The 21,723-nt window shown below is 72.6% G+C and carries 20 protein-coding genes and 1 riboswitch; of the genes, 10 read left to right on the top strand and 10 right to left on the bottom strand.

What is annotated here, in order from left to right:
• Positions 1–43: 43 nt before the first annotated feature.
• The 3 genes from QNO26_RS06075 to QNO26_RS06085 are packed head-to-tail and all read left to right on the top strand — an operon-like array spanning position 44 to position 2,928.
• Positions 44–253: a heavy-metal-associated domain-containing protein gene (locus QNO26_RS06075; protein ID WP_257638304.1), complete on the top strand. Its 210-nt coding sequence runs from the start codon at positions 44–46 to the stop codon at positions 251–253.
• Between the two features lie 15 nt (positions 254–268).
• Positions 269–2,554: a heavy metal translocating P-type ATPase gene (locus QNO26_RS06080; protein WP_257638305.1), complete on the top strand. Its 2,286-nt coding sequence runs from the start codon at positions 269–271 to the stop codon at positions 2,552–2,554.
• Positions 2,551–2,928, top strand: coding sequence for a metal-sensitive transcriptional regulator (locus tag QNO26_RS06085; RefSeq protein WP_257531393.1), 378 nt, complete (start codon positions 2,551–2,553; stop codon positions 2,926–2,928). The genes QNO26_RS06080 and QNO26_RS06085 overlap by 4 nt, the downstream gene beginning before the upstream one ends.
• Positions 2,929–2,943: 15 nt before the next feature.
• Here QNO26_RS06085 and QNO26_RS06090 read toward each other — a convergent pair whose 3' ends face one another.
• Positions 2,944–3,429, bottom strand: coding sequence for an Lrp/AsnC family transcriptional regulator (locus QNO26_RS06090; RefSeq protein WP_257531391.1), 486 nt, complete (start codon positions 3,427–3,429; stop codon positions 2,944–2,946).
• A gap of 113 nt (positions 3,430–3,542) precedes the next feature.
• Between QNO26_RS06090 and QNO26_RS06095 the strand changes: the two genes are divergently transcribed.
• Positions 3,543–4,760 (top strand): trans-sulfuration enzyme family protein, encoded by a 1,218-nt coding sequence (locus tag QNO26_RS06095; RefSeq protein ID WP_257638306.1) that lies wholly within the window; start codon positions 3,543–3,545, stop codon positions 4,758–4,760.
• 49 nt (positions 4,761–4,809) lie between these two features.
• Here the strand turns inward: QNO26_RS06095 and adhP are convergent, their stop codons facing one another.
• Both adhP and QNO26_RS06105 read right to left on the bottom strand, forming a co-directional pair.
• On the bottom strand, positions 4,810–5,829 hold the full coding sequence (adhP, locus tag QNO26_RS06100) for an alcohol dehydrogenase AdhP (RefSeq protein WP_374679368.1): 1,020 nt from the start codon (positions 5,827–5,829) through the stop codon (positions 4,810–4,812).
• A gap of 213 nt (positions 5,830–6,042) precedes the next feature.
• Positions 6,043–6,591 (bottom strand): type 1 glutamine amidotransferase domain-containing protein, encoded by a 549-nt coding sequence (locus tag QNO26_RS06105; protein WP_257638307.1) that lies wholly within the window; start codon positions 6,589–6,591, stop codon positions 6,043–6,045.
• Between the two features lie 130 nt (positions 6,592–6,721).
• On the opposite strand from QNO26_RS06105, the gene QNO26_RS06110 reads away from it, so the two are divergent.
• Positions 6,722–6,844: a hypothetical protein gene (locus tag QNO26_RS06110; RefSeq protein WP_257531383.1), complete on the top strand. Its 123-nt coding sequence runs from the start codon at positions 6,722–6,724 to the stop codon at positions 6,842–6,844.
• A 6-nt stretch (positions 6,845–6,850) separates the two neighbouring features.
• Here QNO26_RS06110 and QNO26_RS06115 read toward each other — a convergent pair whose 3' ends face one another.
• Positions 6,851–7,036: a hypothetical protein gene (locus tag QNO26_RS06115; RefSeq protein ID WP_257531381.1), complete on the bottom strand. Its 186-nt coding sequence runs from the start codon at positions 7,034–7,036 to the stop codon at positions 6,851–6,853.
• 39 nt (positions 7,037–7,075) lie between these two features.
• On the opposite strand from QNO26_RS06115, the gene QNO26_RS06120 reads away from it, so the two are divergent.
• Positions 7,076–8,983 (top strand): ABC transporter ATP-binding protein, encoded by a 1,908-nt coding sequence (locus QNO26_RS06120; RefSeq protein ID WP_257531379.1) that lies wholly within the window; start codon positions 7,076–7,078, stop codon positions 8,981–8,983.
• 15 nt (positions 8,984–8,998) lie between these two features.
• Here QNO26_RS06120 and QNO26_RS06125 read toward each other — a convergent pair whose 3' ends face one another.
• From QNO26_RS06125 to QNO26_RS06150, 6 genes are read right to left on the bottom strand one after another with little or no spacing between them, the layout of a single operon-like run.
• Positions 8,999–9,955 carry a glycosyltransferase family 2 protein gene (locus tag QNO26_RS06125; RefSeq protein ID WP_257531377.1) on the bottom strand — a complete coding sequence of 319 codons (957 nt, stop codon included), beginning with the start codon at positions 9,953–9,955 and terminating at the stop codon, positions 8,999–9,001.
• Positions 9,952–11,094, bottom strand: a complete 1,143-nt coding sequence (locus QNO26_RS06130; RefSeq protein WP_257531755.1) for a cysteine desulfurase family protein — start codon at positions 11,092–11,094, stop codon at positions 9,952–9,954. Before QNO26_RS06130 ends, QNO26_RS06125 begins: the two co-directional genes overlap by 4 nt.
• Before the next feature lie 7 nt (positions 11,095–11,101).
• A complete protein-coding gene (gene nadC, locus QNO26_RS06135) occupies positions 11,102–11,956 on the bottom strand; it encodes a carboxylating nicotinate-nucleotide diphosphorylase (protein WP_257531375.1) in 855 nt (284 codons plus the stop codon).
• Positions 11,956–13,599, bottom strand: coding sequence for an L-aspartate oxidase (locus tag QNO26_RS06140; RefSeq protein WP_257638309.1), 1,644 nt, complete (start codon positions 13,597–13,599; stop codon positions 11,956–11,958). Before QNO26_RS06140 ends, nadC begins: the two co-directional genes overlap by 1 nt.
• The gene (gene nadA / locus QNO26_RS06145; protein ID WP_257531372.1) at positions 13,596–14,945 is read right to left on the bottom strand and encodes a quinolinate synthase NadA; all 1,350 of its coding nucleotides are present in this window, start codon (positions 14,943–14,945) and stop codon (positions 13,596–13,598) included. The genes QNO26_RS06140 and nadA overlap by 4 nt, the downstream gene beginning before the upstream one ends.
• Positions 14,946–14,958: 13 nt before the next feature.
• On the bottom strand, positions 14,959–15,663 hold the full coding sequence (locus QNO26_RS06150) for an NUDIX hydrolase (RefSeq protein WP_257531370.1): 705 nt from the start codon (positions 15,661–15,663) through the stop codon (positions 14,959–14,961).
• Between the two features lie 120 nt (positions 15,664–15,783).
• Here QNO26_RS06150 and QNO26_RS06155 point away from each other — a divergent pair, with 120 nt between their 5' ends.
• The 4 genes from QNO26_RS06155 (at position 15,784) to gcvP (ending at position 21,692) form a co-directional block, all read left to right on the top strand.
• Complete coding sequence (locus QNO26_RS06155) at positions 15,784–16,977, top strand: MarP family serine protease (protein WP_257638310.1); 1,194 nt, start codon at positions 15,784–15,786, stop codon at positions 16,975–16,977.
• Positions 16,978–17,016: 39 nt separating this feature from the next.
• A riboswitch (glycine riboswitch) is annotated at positions 17,017–17,113 on the top strand.
• Between the two features lie 166 nt (positions 17,114–17,279).
• Positions 17,280–18,416 (top strand): glycine cleavage system aminomethyltransferase GcvT, encoded by a 1,137-nt coding sequence (gene gcvT / locus QNO26_RS06160; protein WP_257638311.1) that lies wholly within the window; start codon positions 17,280–17,282, stop codon positions 18,414–18,416.
• A gap of 25 nt (positions 18,417–18,441) precedes the next feature.
• Positions 18,442–18,825, top strand: a complete 384-nt coding sequence (gcvH, locus tag QNO26_RS06165) for a glycine cleavage system protein GcvH (protein ID WP_257638312.1) — start codon at positions 18,442–18,444, stop codon at positions 18,823–18,825.
• A 53-nt stretch (positions 18,826–18,878) separates the two neighbouring features.
• Entirely contained in the window at positions 18,879–21,692 is a 2,814-nt protein-coding gene (gene gcvP / locus QNO26_RS06170; RefSeq protein ID WP_374679369.1) for an aminomethyl-transferring glycine dehydrogenase, read from the top strand.
• Positions 21,693–21,723: the final 31 nt, after the last annotated feature.

The raw sequence follows: 21,723 nt of genomic DNA on the forward strand, positions 1-21,723 counted from the left end.
AGGTTACCCCACCGGGGTATATGGACCAAGAGAAGGAAGGCAGATGGCGATCAGCGAGTACCAGGTGACGGGCATGTCCTGCGGTCATTGCGAGGCAGCGGTGCGCGGCGAGGTCTCGCAGCTCGCCGGCGTGGAGGACGTGCAGGTCAGTGCGAAGACCGGACGGCTGACCGTGACGGCATCCGCTGCGATCTCCGATGAGGACGTGCTGGCCGCCGTCGACGAGGCCGGCTACACCGCGACACGGGCCTGAGGGAGCGCCCGGCAGATGACGAACACCCTCGGCGCCGACCAGGCTCGGTTCGAACTCGAGATCGGCGGCATGACGTGCGCGTCGTGCGCGGCGCGCATCGAGAAGAAGCTCAATCGCCTCGACGGGGTGACCGCGACGGTGAACTATGCCACCGAGAAGGCGCAGGTGACCGGACCGGCCGCGCTCGACGCGGCGACCGTCATCGCCGAGGTGCAGCGCACCGGGTACACCGCCGCTCTGCCTGTCACCCCTGAGGCGCAGCCGGATGCCGGCACCGAACCCCTCGACCCAGAGCTGCGGAGCCTGCGGCAGCGACTCATCGGCTCGACGGTGCTGGCCGTGCCGGTGATCCTCATGGCGATGATCCCTGCTCTGCAGTTCCCGAACTGGCAGTGGCTCTCGCTCACGCTGGCCGCTCCCGTCGTGGTGTGGGGCGCGTGGCCCTTTCATCGTGCGGCGGCGATCAACCTGCGCCACGGGGCCGCGACCATGGACACCCTCATCAGCATCGGCACGTCCGCCGCGCTGCTGTGGTCGGTGTACGCCCTCTTCTTCGGCACCGCCGGCATGACCGGGATGACGCATCCCTTCACCTTCACGATCGGCGCCGCCGACGCAGCGGGTGACATCTACCTCGAGGTCGCCGCCGGGGTGACGATGTTCGTGCTCGCCGGGCGCTATGTCGAGAAGCGCGCCAAGCGGCGCGCGGGTGCCGCCCTCCGTGCGCTGCTGCAGCTGGGCGCGAAGGACGTCACCGTCATCCGCGACGGCGTCGAGGGGCGCATCCCCGTCGAGCGACTGCGGGTGGGCGACGAGTTCGTCGTGCGCCCGGGGGAGAAGATCGCCACCGACGGTGTGGTCGTCGCGGGGTCGTCGGCCGTCGACCAGTCGCTGCTGACCGGCGAATCCCTTCCCGTGGAGGTCGGCGCCGGCGACCCCGTCACCGGCGCCACCGTCAACGCCGGCGGGCGCCTCATCGTGCGGGCCACCCGCGTGGGCGCCGACACCCAGCTGGCGCAGATGGCCCGCCTGGTGGAGCAGGCCCAGTCCGGCAAGGCGGAGGTGCAGCGTCTGGCCGATCGCATCTCCGGGGTGTTCGTCCCGGTGGTCATCGGCATCGCTCTGGCCGCGCTGGCCGGATGGCTCATCGCGGGGGCCGCCCCGGCGGCTGCGTTCACCGCCGCGGTGGCGGTGCTCATCATCGCCTGCCCGTGCGCCCTGGGGCTGGCGACGCCGACGGCGTTGCTGGTCGGCACCGGGCGGGGCGCGCAGCTCGGCATCCTCATCAAGGGTCCCGAGGTGCTCGAATCCACCCGCCGGGTCGACACCATCGTGCTGGACAAGACCGGCACCGTCACCACGGGACGCATGAGCGTCGTCGAGGTCGTGCCCGCCGCCGGTGAGGACGCGGCGGAGGTGCTGCGCCTGGCCGGTGCGGTCGAGCACGCCAGCGAGCACCCCATCGCGCGCGCCATCGCCGACGCGGCCGGGCGCGCGGGCGACCTTCCCGCCGTCACGGACTTCCGCAGCACCGCGGGATTCGGCGTCACCGGCGTTGTCGGCGGGCACGGGATCGTCGTCGGCCGGGCCGCGCTGCTCGAGCAGTGGTCGGTCCAGGTCGACGCGCAGCTCACCGCCGCCGTGAACGCGGCGCACGAACGCGGCCAGACCGCCGTCGTGGTGGCGTGGGACGGTTGCGCCCGTGGCGCTGTCGTGGTCGCCGACCGGCCGAAGCAGACCAGTGCCGCCGCGGTGGCCGATCTGCGCAGGCTCGGCCTGCGGCCCATCCTGCTCACCGGCGACAACGCCGCCGTCGCCGCGCGCATCGCGGCCGAGGTCGGCATCGACGAGGCCATCGGCGACGTGCGCCCCGAGGACAAGGTCGCCGTCGTGGCGAGCCTGCAGTCCGAGGGGCGGGTCGTGGCGATGGTCGGTGACGGGGTCAACGACGCCGCCGCCCTCGCGCAGGCCGATCTGGGCATGGCGATGGGCACCGGCACGGATGCCGCGATGGAGGCCGCGGACATCACGCTGGTGCGCGGCGACCTCGGAGCCGCGGCCGACGCCGTGCGGCTCTCCCGCCGCACGCTCCGCACGATCAAGACCAACCTCTTCTGGGCCTTTGCCTACAACGTCGCCGCGATCCCGCTGGCGGCCCTCGGCCTGCTGAACCCCATGCTCGCGGGCGCCGCCATGGCGCTGTCGAGCGTCTTCGTCGTCGGCAACAGCCTGCGGCTGCGCCGGTTCCGCCCGCTGTCCGCCGCCGCCGGCCGCTCCACCCGAAAGGATGCCGTGTCATGACCGACCTCGCCGACGAGACCGTGCCCGACGAGACCCTGCCCGCCGCGGAGAGTGCGCACGCGCACCCGGCCGACGAGGACGACGCCGAACACGTCCACGGCTACATCACCGACAAGGAGCGCTACCTCAACCGCCTCAAGCGGATCGAGGGCCAGGCGCGCGGTGTGCATCGCATGATCGCCGAGGAGAAGTACTGCATCGACATCCTCACGCAGATCAGCGCACTGACCAGTGCGCTCAACTCGGTTGCGGTCGGGCTGCTCGACGATCACCTGCGCCACTGCGTCGTGGACGCGGCGCGCGTGGGCGGCGACCATGCGGACGCGAAGGTCGCTGAGGCGACGGCGGCCATCGCCCGCCTCGTGCGCTCCTGAGCGCGGGCGGCGCCGTCAGCCGGCGGGCAGCACTCCGACGCCGTCACGACGATCGAAGACGAGGTGCGTCTCAGTGGAGCGCACCGCCGGGTGCACGGTGACGTGCTCGAGCACGAGGTCGCGCAGCGCGTGCGCATCGGCCGCGGCGACGTGCAGGACGAAATCGTCCTCGCCGGCGACGTGGAACACCTCGATGACCCCGGGGATCCGCGTCAGCGCGTGGAACAGGTCGGTGACGCCGGACTTGGTATGACTGCCGAGTCGCACATTGACGAGTGCGCGGAGGGGGAAGCCGAGCGCCGCGGTGTCCACTCGCGCACGGGTGTCGACGATGAGCCCCCGGCGACGCAGCATCCGCACCCGGTGCGCACAGGTGGATTCCGCCAGGTGCAGGCGCGCCGCGAGCGCCTTGTTCGTGATGTCGGCCCGGGAGCTCAGCGCGGCGAGGATCGCCAGGTCGACGTCGTCGATCTCGTCGTCGGTCGGTTGTGATCTCGCCAACGTTCCACGCCCTTCGATCGTCCAGGCCGCAGCAATCGCTGCAGGAAGCCTTGGTGCCAGCGTAGTGTGCGGACTTCGGCTCTCTCGCCTGCGTTTTCCTGCATGATCGTGGCATGCACCCCTCTTCCTGGCATCCCGACACTGCCGCCGTTCACGCTGGGCGCGAGGACCTGGCCGCAGCCGGCGTGCACGCGCCGCCGATCGACCTGTCCACCACCAACCCGCTGCCCGACGTCGAGCGCGGCGGCGATGCGTACGAGACCCTCGCCACCGGAGGGCGACCCGGTGACGACGACAGCTTCGTCTACGCACGACTGTGGAACCCCACCGTCGCGCGCTTCGAGGACGCCCTGGCCGCGCTCGAAGGAGCGGAGGCCGCTGTGGCGTTCTCGACCGGCATGGCCGCGGTGACCGCGGCGGTGCTCGCGCAGACGCAGGCCGTCGGCCGGCCGCACGTCGTGGCGGTGCGGCCGCTCTACGGCGGCACCGACCACCTGCTCGCCACCGGGCTGCTCGGGGCCGATGCGACCTTCTGTGCCGAGGACGAGGTCGCCGGCGCGCTGCGGCCCGACACAGGCCTCGTGATGGTGGAGACGCCGGCCAACCCCACCCTCGAGCTCGTGGATATCCCGGCGGTCGTCGCCGCAGCGGGCGACGTGCCGGTGCTGGTGGACAACACGTTCGCCACGCCCGTGCTGCAGCGTCCCCTGCACCTCGGCGCGGCGATGAGCCTGCACAGCGCGACGAAGTACCTCGGCGGCCACGGCGACACCATGGGCGGCGTGATCGCCTGCTCCGAGGAGCAGGCGCAGGCGCTGCGGCGGGTGCGTGCGATCACCGGAGGTCTGCTGCACCCGTTCGGCGCGTATCTGCTGCACCGCGGGCTGGCGACGCTGCCGGTGCGCATGCGCGCCCAGCAGGACAGTGCCGCGCGCATCGCGGCCTGGCTCACCGGCCACGACGGCGTCGCGCGGGTGTACTACCCCGGGCTCGACGGTGACCCGCGCGGACTCCTGGCGCGCCAGATGAGCGGCGGCGGCGCGATGATCGCGCTCGAGATGGCGGAGGGGTACGAGGCGGCGTCCGCGGCGGCGGCGGCCGTGCAGCTGTTCACCCACGCCGTCTCGCTGGGCGGGGTCGACTCGCTCATCCAGCATCCGGCCGCGCTGACGCACCGCCCCGTCGCCCCGCACGCGCGTCCGTCGGCCGCGGTGCTGCGGCTGTCGATCGGCCTGGAGCACGTCGACGACCTCATCCAGGACCTCGACCGCGCGCTGCGGTCGGCGTCGGGGCGGGATGCCGCGGCGCCGCCCGTTCACATCTCCGCGTGAGACGGCGACGCCCCGGCCGCAGTGGCCGGGGCGTCGCACGTGGTGAAGGTCAGTCCCGCGCGTACCGCATCACGATGCGGCCTTCGATCTTGCCGCCTTCCATGCGCTCGAAGATGTCGTTGATGTCATCGAGCTTCTCGACGGTCACGGTGGGGTGGATCTCGCCGCGGGCGAAGAAGTCCAGTGCCTCGACCATGTCCTGGCGCGTGCCGACGATGGAGCCGCGGATGGTGATGGCCCGCAGCACGGTGTCGAAGATGTCGGCCGGGAACTGCCCCGGGGGGAGGCCGACGAACACCACGGTGCCGCCGCGCCGGCTCATGCCGGTGCCCTGTGCGAACGCCTGCGGGTGCACGGCGGTGACGAGCACGCCGTGGGCGCCACCGGTGCGCTCCTGGATCTCGGCGATCGGATCGGTCTTGGCGGCGTTGACGGTGATCTCGGCGCCGTGGCGGCGGGCGAGGAGCAGCTTGTCGTCGTCGATGTCGACGGCGGCGACGCGCATGCCCATGGCGCGGGCGTACTGCACGGCGATGTGGCCGAGGCCGCCGATGCCGGAGATGACGACCCACTCGCCGGGCTTGACCTCGGTCATCTTCAGGCCCTTGTAGACCGTGACGCCGGCGCAGAGGATCGGCGCGACCTCGTCGGTGTTCACGCCGTCGGGGATGCGGGCGGCGAAGCGCTCGTCGACGAGCATGTACTCGCCGAAGCTGCCATCGACGGAGTAGCCGCCGTTCTGCTGCTCGGTGCAGAGCGTCTCCCAGCCGGTGCGGCAGAACTCGCACACGCCGCAGGCGCTCCACAGCCACGCGTTGCCGACCTTGTCGCCGACGGCGAGGGTGGTGACGCCCTCACCCAGCGCGACGACCTCCCCGTAGCCCTCGTGGCCCGGGATGAGATCGGACTTCGGCGGCACCGGCCAGTCGCCGCGGGCGGCGTGCAGGTCGGTGTGGCATACACCGCTGGTGATGACCCGCACGAGAGCCTGTCCGGGCCCGGGGGTCGGGATCGGCACCTCCGTGACCTGCAGCGGCTGGTCGGGGGCGGTGACGACGGCGGCGCGCATGGTGCCACCGGGGACGACGCCGCGATCGGCCGGGGCGGCCGCGTTCGTCATCGAAGTCATGATGATCACTCCTTGCGGACGGGCGTTCGCCGTCCTTCGCGATCATTCTAGACTGTGGTCAGACCACAGGTCCACGCGCTTGCCGGGAAAAAGCACCCGGGTAGGCCGAGGGGGCGACGTCCCTGCGGATCGTCGCCCCCTCGGCGCTGCGCGTCACACGGTCTGGCCGGCGTGCGCGCCCTCTTCGATCTCTTCGACCACCTTCGCGTTGAAGGCGGGGAGGTCGTCCGGCGTGCGGCTGGAGACCAGGCCGGCGTCGACCACGACCTCCTCGTCGACCCAGGTCGCGCCCGCGTTGCGCAGGTCGGTCTTCAGACTCGGATAGCTGGTCACCGTGCGGCCGTCGAGCACGTCCGCATCGGCCAGGATCCAGGCGCCGTGGCAGATGACGCCGACGGGCTTGTGCTGCGCGAAGAAGTCGCGGGCGAAGCTCACGGCCTTGTCGTCCATGCGCAGGTGGTCGGCGTTGACGACGCCACCGGGAAGGACCAGGGCGTCGAAGTCGCCGGCGGTGGCCTGTGCGACGGCGAGGTCGACCTGCTGCTCGTGGCCGTTCTTGCCCGTGACCGAGCCATCGGCGGGGGAGACGAGCACGGCGGTGGCGCCGGCGTCGGTCACGGCCTGCCAGGGCGAGGTGAGCTCACTGTCCTCGAAGCCGTCGGTGAGCAGGAACGCCACGCGCTTGCCGGAGATGTCGGTCATGCGTCTTCCTTTCGTCGTCGAGGCGCCGGGGACTCCCCGGCGCGCCTCCACGGTAGGAGCAGGCGCGAACCGACACCCCGGGGTTGCGCGTGCGGAGCCGGTCGCCTAAGGCGGGTCTAGCATGGAGCGCATGGCCACCATTGACCCGACCGTGACCCAGCCCCTTCAGCCCATCGCGGACGACAAGAACCTGCTCGCCACGCCGCAGCAGGGGTCGTCGTGCTGCGGAGGCAGCGCCTGCGGCGGTAACTGACCCGCGTTACGCGGGTCCGCCGAACTCCTCGGAGCCGGGAGCCTCGTTGGGCTCCGCGTCAAGCTCGTCCTCATGTCCCTTCGTGGGGCTGGGGTTGACCAGCTCCTCTTCGGGGATGGCCTTCAGCTCGTCGATCTCCTCGCGGAGCGCGTCGAGCTCGGCACGGTCGGCGTCACCGGGTGTCGTGTTCATGCCCGCCACCCTACCGATGCGCGGACGTAGGCTGAACGGATGACCATGGGCATGGCCGGCGGCGGTCCGCGCGGCGGATTCCGCGGGGTGGACGAGTCCGCCCAGCGCCGCCTCAACGCGCAGGCGCCGCGCATCCCGGGCCTCGGCCGCCGCGTGCTGGCGCTGTTCCGCCCGTACCGCGCGCGCATCGCCGTCACCGGCGCGCTCGTGATCCTCGGCTCGGGCCTGGCCGTGGTGCCGCCCCTGCTGGTGCAGCGGGTGTTCGACGAGGCGCTCTTCCCTCCCACCGGCGGACCCGACCTCTCCCTCCTGCTGCGGCTGGTGGCGCTGATGATCGGGCTGTTCCTGGCGTCGGCGGGCGTGGGTGTCGTGCAGACGTGGCTCACCGCGACGGTGGGAAACCGCGTCACCGGAGACCTGCGCGTGCGGCTGTTCGACCACCTGCAGGCGATGGAGCTCGCGTTCTTCACCCGCACCAAGACGGGCGTCATCCAGTCGCGCCTGCAGAACGACGTCGGCGGGGTGGCGGGGGTGCTCACCAACACCGTCACCAGCATCCTCGGCAACGCCGTGACGGTCGTCGCATCGCTCGTGGCGATGATCATCATCGACTGGCGCCTGACGATCATCGCCGTGGTGCTCATGCCCGCGCTGGTGCTCATCCAGCGCAAGGTCGGGCAGGTGCGTGCCCGCATCGCGGGGGAGACGCAGGAATCGCTGTCGGAGCTGACGGCGATCACGCAGGAGACGCTGAGCGTGTCCGGCATCCTGCTGTCGAAGGCCTTCAACCGGCAACGCACCGAGTCCGAGCGGTATCGCGCGGAGAACCGCAATCAGGTCGTGCTGCAGGTGCGCCGGGCGATGAGCGGGCAGGGGTTCTTCGCCGTCGTGCAGGTGCTCATGGCGAGCGTGCCCGCCGTGATCTACCTCGTCGCCGGGTATCTCGTCGCCGGGGGCAGCCCCGACATCACCGCCGGCACGATCGTGGCGTTCACCACGGTGCAGGCGCGCCTGCTGCAGCCGCTGACCGGCCTCATGCGCGTCGCCCTCGACCTGCAGACATCGGCGGCCCTCTTCGCCCGCATCTTCGAGTACCTCGATCTGACGCCTGCGATCTCGGACGCCCCCGATGCCATCGACGTGGCCGACGCCCCCGGGCCGCTCGGACGCGTGGAGTTCCAGGACGTGGTGTTCCGGTACCCGGATGCCGGAACGGACACCAGGCCGACGCTCGACGGCGTGTCGTTCGTCGCCGAGCCGGGCCAGCACGTCGCGTTCGTGGGGCCGTCGGGGGCGGGCAAGACCACCGTGCTGTATCTCGCCCCGAGGCTGTACGAGGCCTCGGGCGGGAGCGTGATGTTCGCCGGAGCGGACGTGCGACGGCTCCGCCACGAGTCCCTGATCGACCATGTCGGCATCGTGTCGCAGGAGACCTACCTCTTCCACGCCACGATCCGTGAGAACCTCCGCTACGCCAAGCCCGACGCCACCGACGAGGAACTGGCCGCCGCGTGCGCCGCGGCCAACATCCACCACATCATCACGGGCTTCCCGGCCGGCTACGACACGGTGGTGGGAGAGCGCGGCTACCGGCTCTCGGGCGGGGAGAAGCAGCGCATCGCCATCGCGCGCGTGCTGCTGAAGGATCCGCCCGTGCTGCTGCTGGACGAGGCGACGTCGGCGCTGGACACGGTCTCGGAGCGGGTCGTGCAGGATGCGCTGGATGCCGCAGCCCGAGGCCGCACGACGCTGTCGGTCGCCCATCGGCTCTCGACCGTGATCGGCGCCGACGTGATCCACGTCGTGGAGGCGGGACGCATCGTGGAGTCGGGGACGCATGCCGACCTGCTGGCCGCCGGCGGTCTGTACGCGAAGCTCGCGGCGGAGCAGGTCGCCGCCTCCCGGGTGCTCGAGACCGAACAGCAGATCGCGCGGCGCACCCCGTAGCGCCCCGGGGCGGACTCAGAACAACAGTGCAGCGGCCGCGAGCCTGGCCGTGTGGTCGTCGAGTCGTGCACCGGCGCCGCCGCGCTCCCAGACGTCGCGGACGAACGAGCCCAGCGCCCGCCGGTAGGCGTCGTCGGGGTGGATGCGCGCGATCTCCACGAGCGGGGGGAGATCCATCGAGAGGATGAGCTGCACGCGGGCGCGCACGGCGGCGCTGTGGCCGGCGGACTGCAGCACCTCCAGGCCGTCGGTCATCGCCGCCAGGTATGCCCGCAGCACCGCCAGGTCGGTGGTGCCCTGGGTGATCGAGGAGCCGTCGGCGCGCTGGCGCCAGTGCACGACCACATCGGGAACGGTGTCGAAGCGGCGCGCGCGGCTGTACATCTGCTGCGCCACGATCTGGTCTTCGTAGAGTCGGCCGTCGGGGAACCGCAGGCCCGCCCGCCGCCAGAAGTCGGTGCGGCTGACCTTGGACCACGCCACGATGTTGCCCGACGCCTCGGGGTGCGCGTCGATGGTGGTGCCGGTGCGGGCGGGGTGGGTGGCCGCGGCCACCCACGGCTGCACGCTTCCCGGCGCGTAGCCGCCGGTGGCATCCGGTCGCAGGCGCACGTACGCGCCCACCGCGAAGTCGCTGCCGGTCTCGTTCAGCACCCCGACCAGCCGCTCGAGGGCCGTCGGGGTGAGCACGTCGTCGGCGTCGAGGAAGCCCAGGTACGGCGTCTCCACGAGCGCCACGCCGGTGTTGCGCGCGGTACTGAGCCCGCGCCGCGCGTCGTGGCGGACGAGCCGGAACCGCGGGTCTGCGGCCGCGGCAGCGGCGAAGATCTCGCCCGTGGCATCGGTGGAGGCGTCGTCGACGAGGATCGCCACCCAGTCCGACAGCGTCTGCCCCTGCAGCGACTGCAGCGCCTCGGCGGCGTAGTCTGCGACGTCGAACCCGGGCACGATGACGGTGATCGCGGCACTCACGTGCCCGATCGTACCGCCGCAACCGATGAGGCGACGGCGGCGGCCAGTGCTGCGGGGGCGGGAGTGGGGCCGCGCCCGAACGTGAAGCGCACCGCTGTCTGCGCGAGGTCGGCCGCGATGCCGAGCGCGAGCAGCACGTGCGAGGGCTCGTCGCTGCCGGCAGCGCACGCCGAACCGCTCGAGGTCACGATGCCGCGGCGTTCGAGCTGCAGCAGCACGGCCTCGCCGCTCGCGCCGGCGAACGTGAAGCTCGCCGTGCCCGCCAGACGGTGAAGGGGGTGCCCGGTGAGGCGAGAGCCGGGGACGGTGGTGAGCACAGCGTCGGTGAAGGCGTCACGCACCGCGGTGGCGCGGGCGGCGGCATCCACCCGTTCGGCCTCGGCGAGCTCGAGGGCGACGGCGAGACCGACGGCGCCGGCGACGTTCTCGGTGCCGCTGCGGCGGCCGCGCTCCTGTCCGCCGCCGTGCACGAGGGGCTCCAGCGGCACCCGTCCGCGCACCGCGAGCACCCCGATGCCCTTCGGCGCGCCGATCTTGTGGCCGGCGATCGACAGTGCGTCGGCCCCGGTGCCCGCCAGCGGGAGCCATCCGGCGGCCTGCACCGCGTCGACGTGCAGCGGCACCCGGTGCCGCGCGCAGACGGCCGCGAGCGCGGCGACGTCCTGCACGGTGCCGATCTCGTTGTTCGCGTAGCCGATGGACACGACGGCGGTGCCTGCGCCGACCGCGGCGTCGAGTCGCTCCGGGTCGACGCGCCCGTCCTCATCGACGGACAGCAGCGTGATCTCGGCCTCATGCAGCCGGTGCAGGTAGTCGCACGAGGCGAGCACCGACGTGTGCTCGATCGCCGTGGTGATCACGTGCCGCCTGCGGGGGTCGGCGCTGCGGGCGCCCAGGGCGATGCCCTTCACCGCGAGGTTGTTCGCTTCGGTGCCGCCGGCGGTGAACACGATGTCGCCGGCGCGCATGCCGAGCACCCGTGCCACCCGCGCACGGGCGTCGGCGAGGGCGCGCGCGGCGGCTTCGCCGACGGTGTGGTGGCTCGACGGGTTGCCGAAGGCGCCGGTGAGGTGCGGTGTCATCGCCTCGAGCACGTCGGGGCGCACCGGCGTCGTGGCGGCGTGATCGAGGTAGAACAGCGTCATGTCAGCCGGCGACGTCGATGTCCAGGCCGAGGTCCAGGGCGCGAGCGGAGTGGGTGAGCGCGCCCACCGAGATGACGTCCACGCCCGTTTCGGCGATGGCGCGCACCGAGTCCAGCGTCACCCCGCCGGATGCCTCGACGATCGCGCGGCCCGCGATGATCTCCACCCCGGCGCGCAGCATGTCCAGCGTGAAGTTGTCGAGCATGACCGTGTCGACGTCCGCGGCCAGCACGGCTTCGATCTGGTCGATGCTGTCGACCTCGACCTCGACGTGGGTCGTGTGCGGCAGCTGTGCGATCGCACCCTGCAGCGCCGCGGTGACCGACACGCCCTTCTGCCGCAGCACCGCGAGGTGGTTGTCCTTGACCATGACGGCATCCGAGAGCGAGAAACGGTGATTGTGCCCGCCGCCGTTGCGCACGGCGTGACGCTCGAAGGCGCGCAGGCCCGGGGTGGTCTTGCGGGTGTCGGCGATGCGCGCGCCCGTGTGGGCGACTTCGGCGACGTACAGCGCGGTGAGGGTGGCGACGCCGCTCATGCGCTGGGCGAAGTTGAGCCCGACCCGCTCGGCGGTGAGCACGGCCCGGGCGGGACCGCTGACCACGGCCAGGGCGTCGCCGGTGCGGAACATCTCGCCGTCATCGACCAGCAGGGTGACGTCGCAGCGGGGATCGGTGAGCCGGAAGGCCGCGGCGAAGACCTCACCGCCCGAGAACAGGCCGTCCTCCCGGGCGACCAGCGTCGCGCGCGCGGGCGCGGTCGGAACGATCAGGTTCTCTGCGGTGAGGTCGCCCCACGGGGCGTCCTCGTCGAGGGCGGCCTGCACGGCGCGGTCGATGACGGTGCGCGTGAGCATCACGCGACTCCTTCCAGTACGGGGCGGGCGGCGGAGGTCGGGGCGGCGTCGCGGCGGTGGTGGGCGCCCACCGAGGCGGGGCGGGCGCGGGCGGCGGCGATCACGTGCGCGGCCACGAGCAGCAGGTTCGCATCTTCGTGGTCCGCGACGGAGCGGGGCACAGCGGCGTCGGCGCGCCAAGCGGCGATGACGGATGCCGCGTGGGCGAGACCCTGCTCGTCGCGCTCGACGCCCGCGGCATCCCACATCAGCCGTTGCAGCGCCGCGCGTGCGAGAGGGGGTGCAGAAGCGGGGGAGACACGTGCCGCCACGGGGGGCGTCGCCCGGGCGGACGCCGACGCGGCGGCCGCGGGGGCCGGTGCCGACGCGGGCCAGGGCAGGCCGGCGTCGGCGGCGATGGTGTCACCGGCGCGGGCGCCGAAGACCGCGCCCTCCAGCAGCGAGTTGGACGCCAGCCGGTTCGCGCCGTGCACCCCGGTGCGCGCGACCTCGCCCACCGCGTACAGGCCCGGCACGCTGGTGCGGCCGTGCAGGTCGGTGTCGATCCCGCCCATGAGGTAATGCGCGGCCGGGGTCACCGGAACGGGCTCGCGTGCCCAGTCCCAGCCGCGGGCGCGCACCGCGGCGTCGATCGTGGGGAAGCGGTGCGCGAGGAACGCCGCGGTCGCCTCGGCGGTGGGGCGCAGGCGGGTCGCGTCCAGCCGCACCGGGCGCCCACCCTGCGCCGCGACCTGCCGGGCGATGGCGCGCGCCACGACGTCTCGGGGAGCGAGCTCCCCGTCGGGGTGGGCATCGAAGGCGAACCGTCGCCCCGCGTCGTCGATCAGCACGGCACCTTCACCGCGGACCGCCTCGGACACGAGGAACGGCTCCCCGCCGGCGAGCACCGTGGGGTGGAACTGCACGAACTCGAGATCGCTGACGGCGACGCCCGCTCGCAGTGCCGCGGCGATGCCGTCGCCGGTGGCGACGGGCGGGTTCGTGGTGTGCGCGTACAGCTGCCCCGCGCCGCCGGTGGCGAGCACCACGGCGTCGGCGGGCAGGTGCAGCGGCGCGAGCGGGGGATGCCCGTTGGCCGCGTCCGCGCGCGGGGGATGCCCGTTGGCCGCGTCCGCGCGCGGGGGGACCTCGGAATGGCGGAGGAGGTCGACCCCGGTGACGCCCCGGGTGGTCACCACGAGGTCGACGAGGAACGTGTGCTCGAGCACCTGCACGCCGGCCGCGCGCGCCGCCCGCACGAGCGCGTCCTCGATCGCCCGCCCGGTGGCGTCACCGCCGGCGTGCACGATCCGAGGGTAGGAGTGCGCGGCCTCGCGGCCCTTGACGAAGTCGCCGTCGGCGTCGCGGTCGAAGGCGACCCCCAGCTGCACGAGCTCCCGGATGCGCGCCGCACCCTCGGCCGCGAGCACCCGCACCGCGGCGGGATCGGCCAGGCCCGCCCCCGCGACGAGGGTGTCGCGGACATGGGACTCGACGCTGTCATCGGCGAACAGCACGCCGGCGATGCCGCCCTGCGCGAACCGGGTGTTCGTGTGCCCGAGCGCATCCTTCGTCACGAGGGTCACCGCGCACCCGGCAGCCCGCGCGTGCAGCGCGGCTGCGAGCCCCGCGATGCCGGAGCCGACGACGACGACGGCGGTCACGGCCGGGCGCCGGCGGGCGGCTTGGCCGCGAGCATGCGCTCCAGCGCCACCCGGGCGGGATCGGCCACGTCCTGCGGCACCGAGATGCGGTTGATCACTGTGCCGGCGACGAGGGACTCGAGCACCCACGCGAGGTAGCCCGGGTGGATGCGGTACATCGTGGAGCAGGGGCACACCACCGGGTCCAGGCAGAAGATGTGGTGCTGTGGATGCTCGGCCGCCAACCGCCGCACCAGGTTGATCTCGGTGCCGACGGCGAAGGTGGTGGGCTCGGTGGCCGCCTGGATGGCCTTGCGGATGTAGTCGGTGGAGCCGGATTCATCCGCGGCATCCACCACGGGCATGGGGCACTCGGGGTGCACGATCACCCGCACACCGGGGTGCTCGGCGCGGGCCCTGTCGATCTGGTCGACGGTGAAGCGCCGGTGCACCGAGCAGAACCCGTGCCAGAGGATCACGCGGCTGTCCCGCAGGGTCTCGGCATCCGTGCCGCCCCACGGCTTCGTCGGGTTCCACATCGGCATCCGCTCCAGCGGCACCCCCATCGCCTTCGCCGTGTTGCGGCCCAGGTGCTGGTCGGGGAAGAAGAGCACCCGTCGTCCCCGCGCGAACGCCCACTCCAGCACGGTGCGCGCATTGGACGACGTGCAGACGATCCCGCCGTGCCGGCCGACGAAGCCCTTGATGGCCGCCGAGGAGTTCATGTAGGTCACCGGGACCACCGGGACGAGGCCGTCGGCGTCGGGCGCGGCCATATCGCCGAACAGGTCTTCGAGCTGCTCCCAGCACTCCTCGACCTGGTCGATGTCGGCCATGTCCGCCATCGAGCAGCCGGCGGCCAGGTTGGGGAGGATCACCGCCTGCTCGGGTCGGGAGAGCAGGTCGGCGGTCTCGGCCATGAAGTGCACGCCGCAGAAGACGATCGCCTCGGCCTCGGGGTGCGCCCTGGCGGCACCGGCGAGCTGGAACGAATCGCCCACGTAGTCGGCATGACGCACCACTTCGTCGCGCTGGTAGAAGTGCCCGAGCACCACGACGCGCTCGCCGAGGGTCTGCTTCGCGGCGCGGATGCGGCCGTCCAGCTCGTCGTCGGAGGCGTCGCGATATTCGGCGGGAAGCTCTCCCTGCCGCGGGGAGCCGGTGGGGATGACGTCGCCCATCGACGCGCCGGGGCCGTAGCCGGGCCTGCCGTCGAAGTCCCACGGGCCGGCGGCGAGGTCGGTGGTGCAGGTGGAGCCGGGGGAGGCGCCGGCGACGATCGCCTGGATCTCGTGGTCGACGCTCGGGGCGATCGCCCGGCTACCCGACGCGGGTGGGGTCTGCAGGCTCAGCGGGGTGGTGTTCATGGCGGTGTCCTCTTCAGCGGGGGAGGGGGCCGCGGTCGGCCAGTTCGACGTCGTGGTCGTAGCGGTAGAGCCGCGCCGGACGGTGACTGCCGGTGCGGAAGTCGTCGGTCGGGATGAGGGTGGCGGAGTGCTCGACCTGCCGGCGGAAGTTGGCGGGGTCGAGCCGGCGGTCGAGGATCGCCTCGTACACCTCCCGCAGCTCGGCGAGGGTGAACTGCGCCGGCAGCAGGCCGTGGGCGATGCGGCTGTAGCCGACCTTGTTGCGCAGCCGCCACAGGGCGTACTCCACGATCTGGGCGTGGTCGAACGCCAGCGGGGGGAGGGATGCCGCGTCGAACCACGCGACGTTGTGCTGGGCGTGCGCCGCCTCCGCCTCGTCGGGGCGCACCAGCGCCCAGTAGACGATGGAGACGACCCGCGTGGGGGAGCGGTCGACCGCGCCGAACGCGTAGAGCTGCTCGAGGTAGCTGGGGGCGATGCCGGTGGTCTCGGCCAGGGTGCGGGCCGCGGCGCTGTCGAGGTTCTCGGCGACGTCGAGCCAGCCGCCCGGCAGCGCCCACCGGCCCTCGTATGGATCACGCGTGCGCCGCACCAGCGGGAGCACCACCGTGGCGCGGTCGGCGCCGGGCGTGCGGCGCAGGCTGAAGATCACGGTCGACACGGCGACGCGCGTGACGTCGCCGTGTGCTTCTGAGGCGGTCGCCGCGGTTCGTGTCATGGTGACCCTAACTGTCGTCGCCGATCATAGAGTCACGCTGACCAGAAGGGCAAGGGCGGCCACCTGCGAAGCGGCCCCAGCCGGGTCCCCTACGCTGTGGCAGAGGGGAAGGCGGGGCCGATGATCATCGACGTCGTGGTGGTGGTGGTGCTCGTGGTGGCGCTGCTGCTGGGAGTGCGCAGCGGCTTGCTGGCCGGGCTGGGCGCGCTGGTCGGCGTGGTCGTCGGCGCGCTCGCCGCCTATTGGCTCATGCCCCTCGTCCTTCCCGCCGTCAGCGACGTGCTGCCCGCACCGGGATGGCGCACCGCCATCGTCATCGCGGGCACCCTGGTGCTCATCGCGCTCGCCGCAGGACTGGGGGCCGGCATCGGCGCGATGGCGCGGCGGGGGGTGGACCGCATCCGCCTCGGGTGGCTCGAACGGCTCCTCGGTGGCGGTCTGAGCGTGCTCGTCGCCGCCCTCGCGGTGTCGCTCGTCGCCCAGACGGTCGGGACCTCCGGCATCCCGCTGCTGTCGGCGGCGGTGTCGTCGTCCCAAGCCGTCCGCACGATCGACGCGCTGACCCCTGCGCCCGTGGACGCCGCGCTCGCCCAGGTGCGCGGCGCGTTCCTCGAGGAGGGGCTGCCGCGTCTGGGCGACCTCTTCGGCCCCGGCGTCGTGCTCGATCCCGGTCAGCAGGCGCCGCAGCTCGCGCTGGACGACCCTGACCTCGACGCCGCCGCGCAGTCGATCGCCCGCATCTCCGGAGTGGCGTATGCCTGCGGCACCAGTTCCACCGGCACCGGCTTCGTCGCCGCCGACGACCGCATCATCACCAACGCGCACGTCGTCGCCGGTGTCACCGACCCGGTGGTGGAGTTCCCCGGCGGTGCGGTGCGCGACGGGCGCATCGTGTACTTCGACGCGGTCGACGACCTCGCGGTGATCGCCGTCGACGACATCGACGTGGCGCCCCTGGCCATCGCCGCGCCCCTCGCCACGGGCGACGAAGGCGTCGTGCAGGGCTACCCCTACGGCGGACCCTTCACCTCCGGCGGTGCGCGGGTGCTGTCGGTCGGCGTCGTGGACGTGCCCGACATCTACGACAGCGCCGCCACGCCCCGCGACATCTACGCCCTCGCCGCCGACGTGCGTCCCGGCAACTCCGGGGGTCCGCTGCTGACGACGGGCGGAGAAGTGGCCGGCGTCGTCTTCGCCCGCGCCGAGTCGGGCGACCAGATCGGGTACGCGATGACCCCGGCGGAGTTCGCGCCCGTCGTGGCTGCGGCGCCGTCGCTGACGCAGCCGGTGTCGTCGGGGTCCTGCGCCGGCTGAGTCGCCGCTATGCTGGCCGGACAAGTCGATAACGGCCCGATGACCCACGCGGGAGAGCTCCGGACACTCGTGTACCGGACACCGAAGGAGCAAGCCTCCCCGCCAATCTCTCAGGTACGCGTACCGCGCAGGTCTGGGCCACTCTGAAAAGCGATCCGCGCCGCACCTGCGCGCGGGTCCGCCGACGGTGAAAGCACCGGCATCCCTTTCGGATGCGGGCGTGAAACTCTCAGGCCCATGACAGAGGGGGAGTTCTTCAGGCGTCGGCTCCGGCGCCTGCCCGCACGAGATCGGGAGAACTCATGACCGGCCCCCGCTATACGACTCTCCGAGACCGCCACGAGGCGCTCGGGGCGACCTTCACCGACTTCGGCGGCTGGATGATGCCGGTGCGCTATTCCTCCGACCTCGCCGAGCACCACGCCGTGCGCACGGCCGCCGGCCTGTTCGACATCTCGCACATGGCGGAGTTCACCGTCGAAGGCACCGGCGCCGGCGAGTTGCTGGACTACGCGCTGGCCGGGCGCCTGTCGACGATGGCGGTGGGCAAAGCCAAGTACTCGCTCGTGCTCGCCGAGTCGGGCGGCATCGTCGACGACGTCATCGTGTACCGCCTGGCCGAGACGCGCTTCCTCGTCATCGCCAATGCCGGCAACCGTGACGCCGTCGCCGAGGCCCTCGCCGAGCGCGCCGATACGGTGCGCGGCCGCCATGCGGGGATCGACCTCGCCGTCGCCGATGTCACCGACGACTTCGCCCTCGTTGCCGTGCAGGGACCCGCCGCCCGCGGCATCCTCGAGTCCGTCGACGGCATCTCCGACCTCGACCGGCCGCTGTCCGAACTGCCGTACTACGCCGCCGCGTCGGGTCGATTCCGGGAGCGGCCGCTGCTGGTCGCGCGCACCGGCTACACCGGCGAGGACGGTTTCGAGCTGCTGGTGCCCACCGATGCCGCCGCCGAGCTGTGGGATGCGCTCCTGGCTGCGGGGGAGCCCGCGGGGCTGATGCCCGCCGGCCTCGCCGCCCGCGACACGCTGCGCCTCGAGGCGGGCATGCCGCTGTACGGCCACGAGCTGTCGCCGGACATCGTTCCTGCCCAGGCGGGCCTGGGCAGGGTGGTCGCCGCCGACAAGCCGGACTTCGTCGGCAAAGCGGGCCTCGGCGCCGTGATCGCCGGCGCCGCACCGGTGCTCGTCGGACTCATCGGGGAGGGACGGCGCGCGGGGCGCGCCGGCTACGCGGTTCACCTCGCCGAGGACGACACCCCCGTGGGGGAGATCACCAGCGGCGCCCTCAGCCCCACCCTCGGCCACCCGATCGCGATGGCCTTCGTCGCGCCGTCCGCAGCGACCCCCGGTACCCCTCTGACCATCGACGTGCGCGGCACCCGCCTGCCCGTCACGGTGACCGCCCTGCCGTTCTACCGACGCACGAACTGACCCCCCACACTTCCAGGAGCACATCATGGCCGACCTCACCTCCCTGCACTACACCGCCGAGCACGAGTGGATCGCCCTCGACGGCGACGTCGCCACCATCGGCATCACCGACTACGCCGCCGACCAGCTCGGCGACGTCGTCTTCGTCGATCTGCCCGCCGTCGGATCGACTGTCACCGCCGGCCAGGTGTGCGGCGAGATCGAGTCCACCAAGTCGGTCGGCGAGCTGTACGCGCCCGTCGACGGCGAGGTCGTCGAGATCAACGACGACGTCGTCGCCGACCCGTCGAGGGTCAACAGCGACGCCTTCGGCGACGGCTGGCTCATCAAGCTGCGCGTGGCCGACGTCCCCGTCGACGGCATGCTCGACCGCGACGGCTACCTCGCGCTCACCGGCGGCGAGGCGTGAGCGGGGCCTTCGCCGGGCGCCACATCGGCACCGACGCCGCCGCACAGCAGAGCATGCTCGCCGCGCTCGGCTACGACAGCGTCGCCGCGCTGGTCGAGCGCGCCGTTCCCCGCTCGATCCACGCGCAGCCGCGGCCCACGAGCGACATCCCGGTCGCGGCGACCGAGGACGAGGCGCTGCGGGAGCTGCGGGAGCTCGCGGCGGCGAACCGTCCGGCGAAGGCGATGATCGGGCTGGGCTACTACGACACCCACACCCCGGCGGTCATCCAGCGGAACGTCTTCGAGAATCCCTCGTGGTACACCGCCTACACGCCGTACCAGCCGGAGATCTCGCAGGGTCGGCTCGAGGCCCTCATCAACTTCCAGACGATGGTGACCGACCTCACCGGGCTCGCGACGGCCAACGCGTCGATGCTCGACGAGGCCACCGCCGTCGTCGAGGGGATGCTCGTGGCACGGCGGGCCACCCGTGGCGCCGCCGACACCTTCCTCGTCGACGCCGATGCGCTGCCGCAGACGAAGGCGCTGCTGGCGCATCGGGCCGAGGCGCTCGGCGTCCACCTGGTGGAGGTCGACTTCGCCCAGGGGCTCCCCGACGACACCGACACCTTCGGCGCGTTCGTGCAGTATCCCGGCGCGACGGGACGCGTATGGGACCCGAGCGACGTCATCACCGCCGTGCACGCCCGCGGCGGCCAGGTCGTCGTGGCCGCCGACCTGCTCGCGCTCACCCTGCTGCGCTCGCCCGGGTCACTCGGCGCGGACATCGCCGTGGGGACGACCCAGCGCTTCGGCGTGCCGCTCGGATTCGGCGGTCCGCACGCCGGCTACATGGCGGTGCGCGCCGGCCTCGAGCGTCAGCTGCCCGGCCGGCTGGTGGGGGTCTCGCAGGATGCCGCCGGGCACCCGGCCTACCGCCTGGCGCTGCAGACGCGAGAGCAGCACATCCGCCGCGAGAAGGCGACGTCGAACATCTGCACCGCCCAGGTGCTGCTCGCCGTGATGGCATCCATGTACGCGGTGTACCACGGACCCGACGGCCTCCGCCGCATCGCGACCGACGTCGCCCGCAAGGCCGAGGCCCTCGCCGGCGAGCTGCGCGGGTACGGGCTCACCCTGGCATCCGACGCCTTCTTCGACACCCTGCGCGTGTTCGTCCCCGGCGACGCGGCCCGCGTGATCGAGCGTGCGCGCTCGCGCGGCTACCAGCTGTTCTGGGCGTCGGACGCGAGCGTCGGGGTGTCGATCGACGAGACCACGACCGCAGCCGACCTCGCCGCCGTGGCGTGGGCGTTCGGCGCGGCGGAGCAACCCGGTGCCGGGATCGGCTTCGCGGATGCCGAGCCGCTGGCGGGCGTCGACGCTTCGCTGCACCGGCGGGAGGAGTTCCTCACCCACCCCGTGTTCACGAGCCACCACTCCGAGACGGCGATGATGCGCTACCTCAAGCACCTCGCCGATCGCGACTACGCGCTGGACCGCGGCATGATCCCGCTCGGGTCCTGCACGATGAAGCTCAACGCGGCGACCGAGATGGCGGCGGTGTCGTGGCCGGAGTTCTCGCGCGTGCACCCGTTCGCCCCCGCCGACGACGTCGCCGGATACCTGGCGATGATCGAGCAGCTCGAATCCTGGCTGGCCGAGGTGACCGGCTACGACGCGGTGTCGCTGCAGCCCAACGCCGGCTCGCAGGGCGAGCTCGCGGGGCTGCTCGCGATCCGCGGCTACCACCGGGCCCACGGCGACACGCAGCGCACGGTGTGCCTCATCCCGTCGTCGGCGCACGGGACGAACGCGGCCTCCGCCGTGCTGGCGGGCATGTCGGTCGTCGTCGTGGCCTGCGACGAGGCGGGCAACGTCGACCTCGACGACCTGCGCGCGAAGATCGCCGCGCACGCCGACCGGCTCGCCGCGCTCATGATCACCTACCCCTCCACGCACGGGGTGTACGAGCACGACGTGCGGGAGATCACCCAGGCCGTGCACGATGCGGGCGGCCAGGTGTACGTCGACGGCGCGAACCTCAACGCCCTGCTCGGCTTCGCGCGTTTCGGCGACCTCGGCGGCGACGTCTCGCACCTGAACCTGCACAAGACCTTCGCCATCCCGCACGGGGGTGGCGGACCGGGCGTCGGGCCGGTGGCCGCGAAGGCGCACCTCGCGCCGCACCTGCCGTCGCACCCGATGTCGCAGCGCGCCGACCACGCCGGCGGCTTCGTCTTCGACGGCGGACCGGTCTCGGCGGCGCCGTACGGGTCGGCATCCATCCTGCCGATCTCGTGGGCGTACGTGCGGATGATGGGCGCGGAGGGCCTGCGGGAGGCGACCGGGGCCGCGGTGCTCGCGGCGAACTACATCGCGCTGCGGCTGCGCGAGCACTACCCGGTGCTGTACGCGGGGGAGGGCGGGCTCGTCGCGCACGAGTGCATCCTCGACCTGCGTCCGCTGCGGGAGGCCACCGGGATCACCGTCGACGACGTCGCCAAGCGACTCATCGACTACGGCTTCCACGCGCCCACGATGTCGTTCCCGGTCGCGGGGACGCTCATGGTCGAGCCGACCGAGTCGGAGGACCTGGCCGAGATCGAGCGGTTCATCGAGGCGATGATCGCGATCCACGCCGAGGCGCACGCCGTCGCGGCCGGGCGCTGGCCGGCATCCGACAACCCGCTGGTGAACGCACCCCACACCGCGCAGTCGGTCGTCGCGGGGTCGTGGGAGCACCCCTACTCGCGCGAGGAGGCGGTCTACCCCGTGCCCTCGCAGGTGCGCACGAAGTACTGGCCGCCGGTGCGCCGCATCGACAACGCCTACGGCGACCGCAACCTCGTGTGCGCCTGCCCGCCCCCCGACGCCTTCGCGTAGCCCGCCGGGGCGCTGAGACGAATCCGGACGG

It is taken from the genome of Microbacterium sp. zg-Y1090, from assembly GCF_030246945.1.
Taxonomy (GTDB): Bacteria; Actinomycetota; Actinomycetes; order Actinomycetales; family Microbacteriaceae; genus Microbacterium; species Microbacterium wangruii.

Coding starts and splice junctions, on each gene's coding strand:
- gcvH (WP_257638312.1), top strand. CDS start 18,442: ATGGCCGACCTCACCTCCCTGCACTACACCGCCGAGCACGAGTGGATC.
- QNO26_RS06105 (WP_257638307.1), bottom strand. CDS start 6,591: ATGACCGACATCTCCGGCAAGCGCGTGGCGTTCCTGCTCACCGACGGC.
- QNO26_RS06155 (WP_257638310.1), top strand. CDS start 15,784: ATGATCATCGACGTCGTGGTGGTGGTGGTGCTCGTGGTGGCGCTGCTG.
- QNO26_RS06120 (WP_257531379.1), top strand. CDS start 7,076: ATGACCATGGGCATGGCCGGCGGCGGTCCGCGCGGCGGATTCCGCGGG.
- nadC (WP_257531375.1), bottom strand. CDS start 11,956: ATGCTCACGCGCACCGTCATCGACCGCGCCGTGCAGGCCGCCCTCGAC.
- QNO26_RS06095 (WP_257638306.1), top strand. CDS start 3,543: ATGCACCCCTCTTCCTGGCATCCCGACACTGCCGCCGTTCACGCTGGG.
- QNO26_RS06085 (WP_257531393.1), top strand. CDS start 2,551: ATGACCGACCTCGCCGACGAGACCGTGCCCGACGAGACCCTGCCCGCC.
- QNO26_RS06150 (WP_257531370.1), bottom strand. CDS start 15,663: ATGACACGAACCGCGGCGACCGCCTCAGAAGCACACGGCGACGTCACG.
- adhP (WP_374679368.1), bottom strand. CDS start 5,829: ATGCGCGCCGCCGTCGTCACCGCCCCCGACCAGCCGCTGCAGGTCACG.
- QNO26_RS06110 (WP_257531383.1), top strand. CDS start 6,722: ATGGCCACCATTGACCCGACCGTGACCCAGCCCCTTCAGCCCATCGCG.
- gcvT (WP_257638311.1), top strand. CDS start 17,280: ATGACCGGCCCCCGCTATACGACTCTCCGAGACCGCCACGAGGCGCTC.
- gcvP (WP_374679369.1), top strand. CDS start 18,879: ATGCTCGCCGCGCTCGGCTACGACAGCGTCGCCGCGCTGGTCGAGCGC.
- nadA (WP_257531372.1), bottom strand. CDS start 14,945: ATGAACACCACCCCGCTGAGCCTGCAGACCCCACCCGCGTCGGGTAGC.
- QNO26_RS06075 (WP_257638304.1), top strand. CDS start 44: ATGGCGATCAGCGAGTACCAGGTGACGGGCATGTCCTGCGGTCATTGC.
- QNO26_RS06115 (WP_257531381.1), bottom strand. CDS start 7,036: ATGAACACGACACCCGGTGACGCCGACCGTGCCGAGCTCGACGCGCTC.
- QNO26_RS06080 (WP_257638305.1), top strand. CDS start 269: ATGACGAACACCCTCGGCGCCGACCAGGCTCGGTTCGAACTCGAGATC.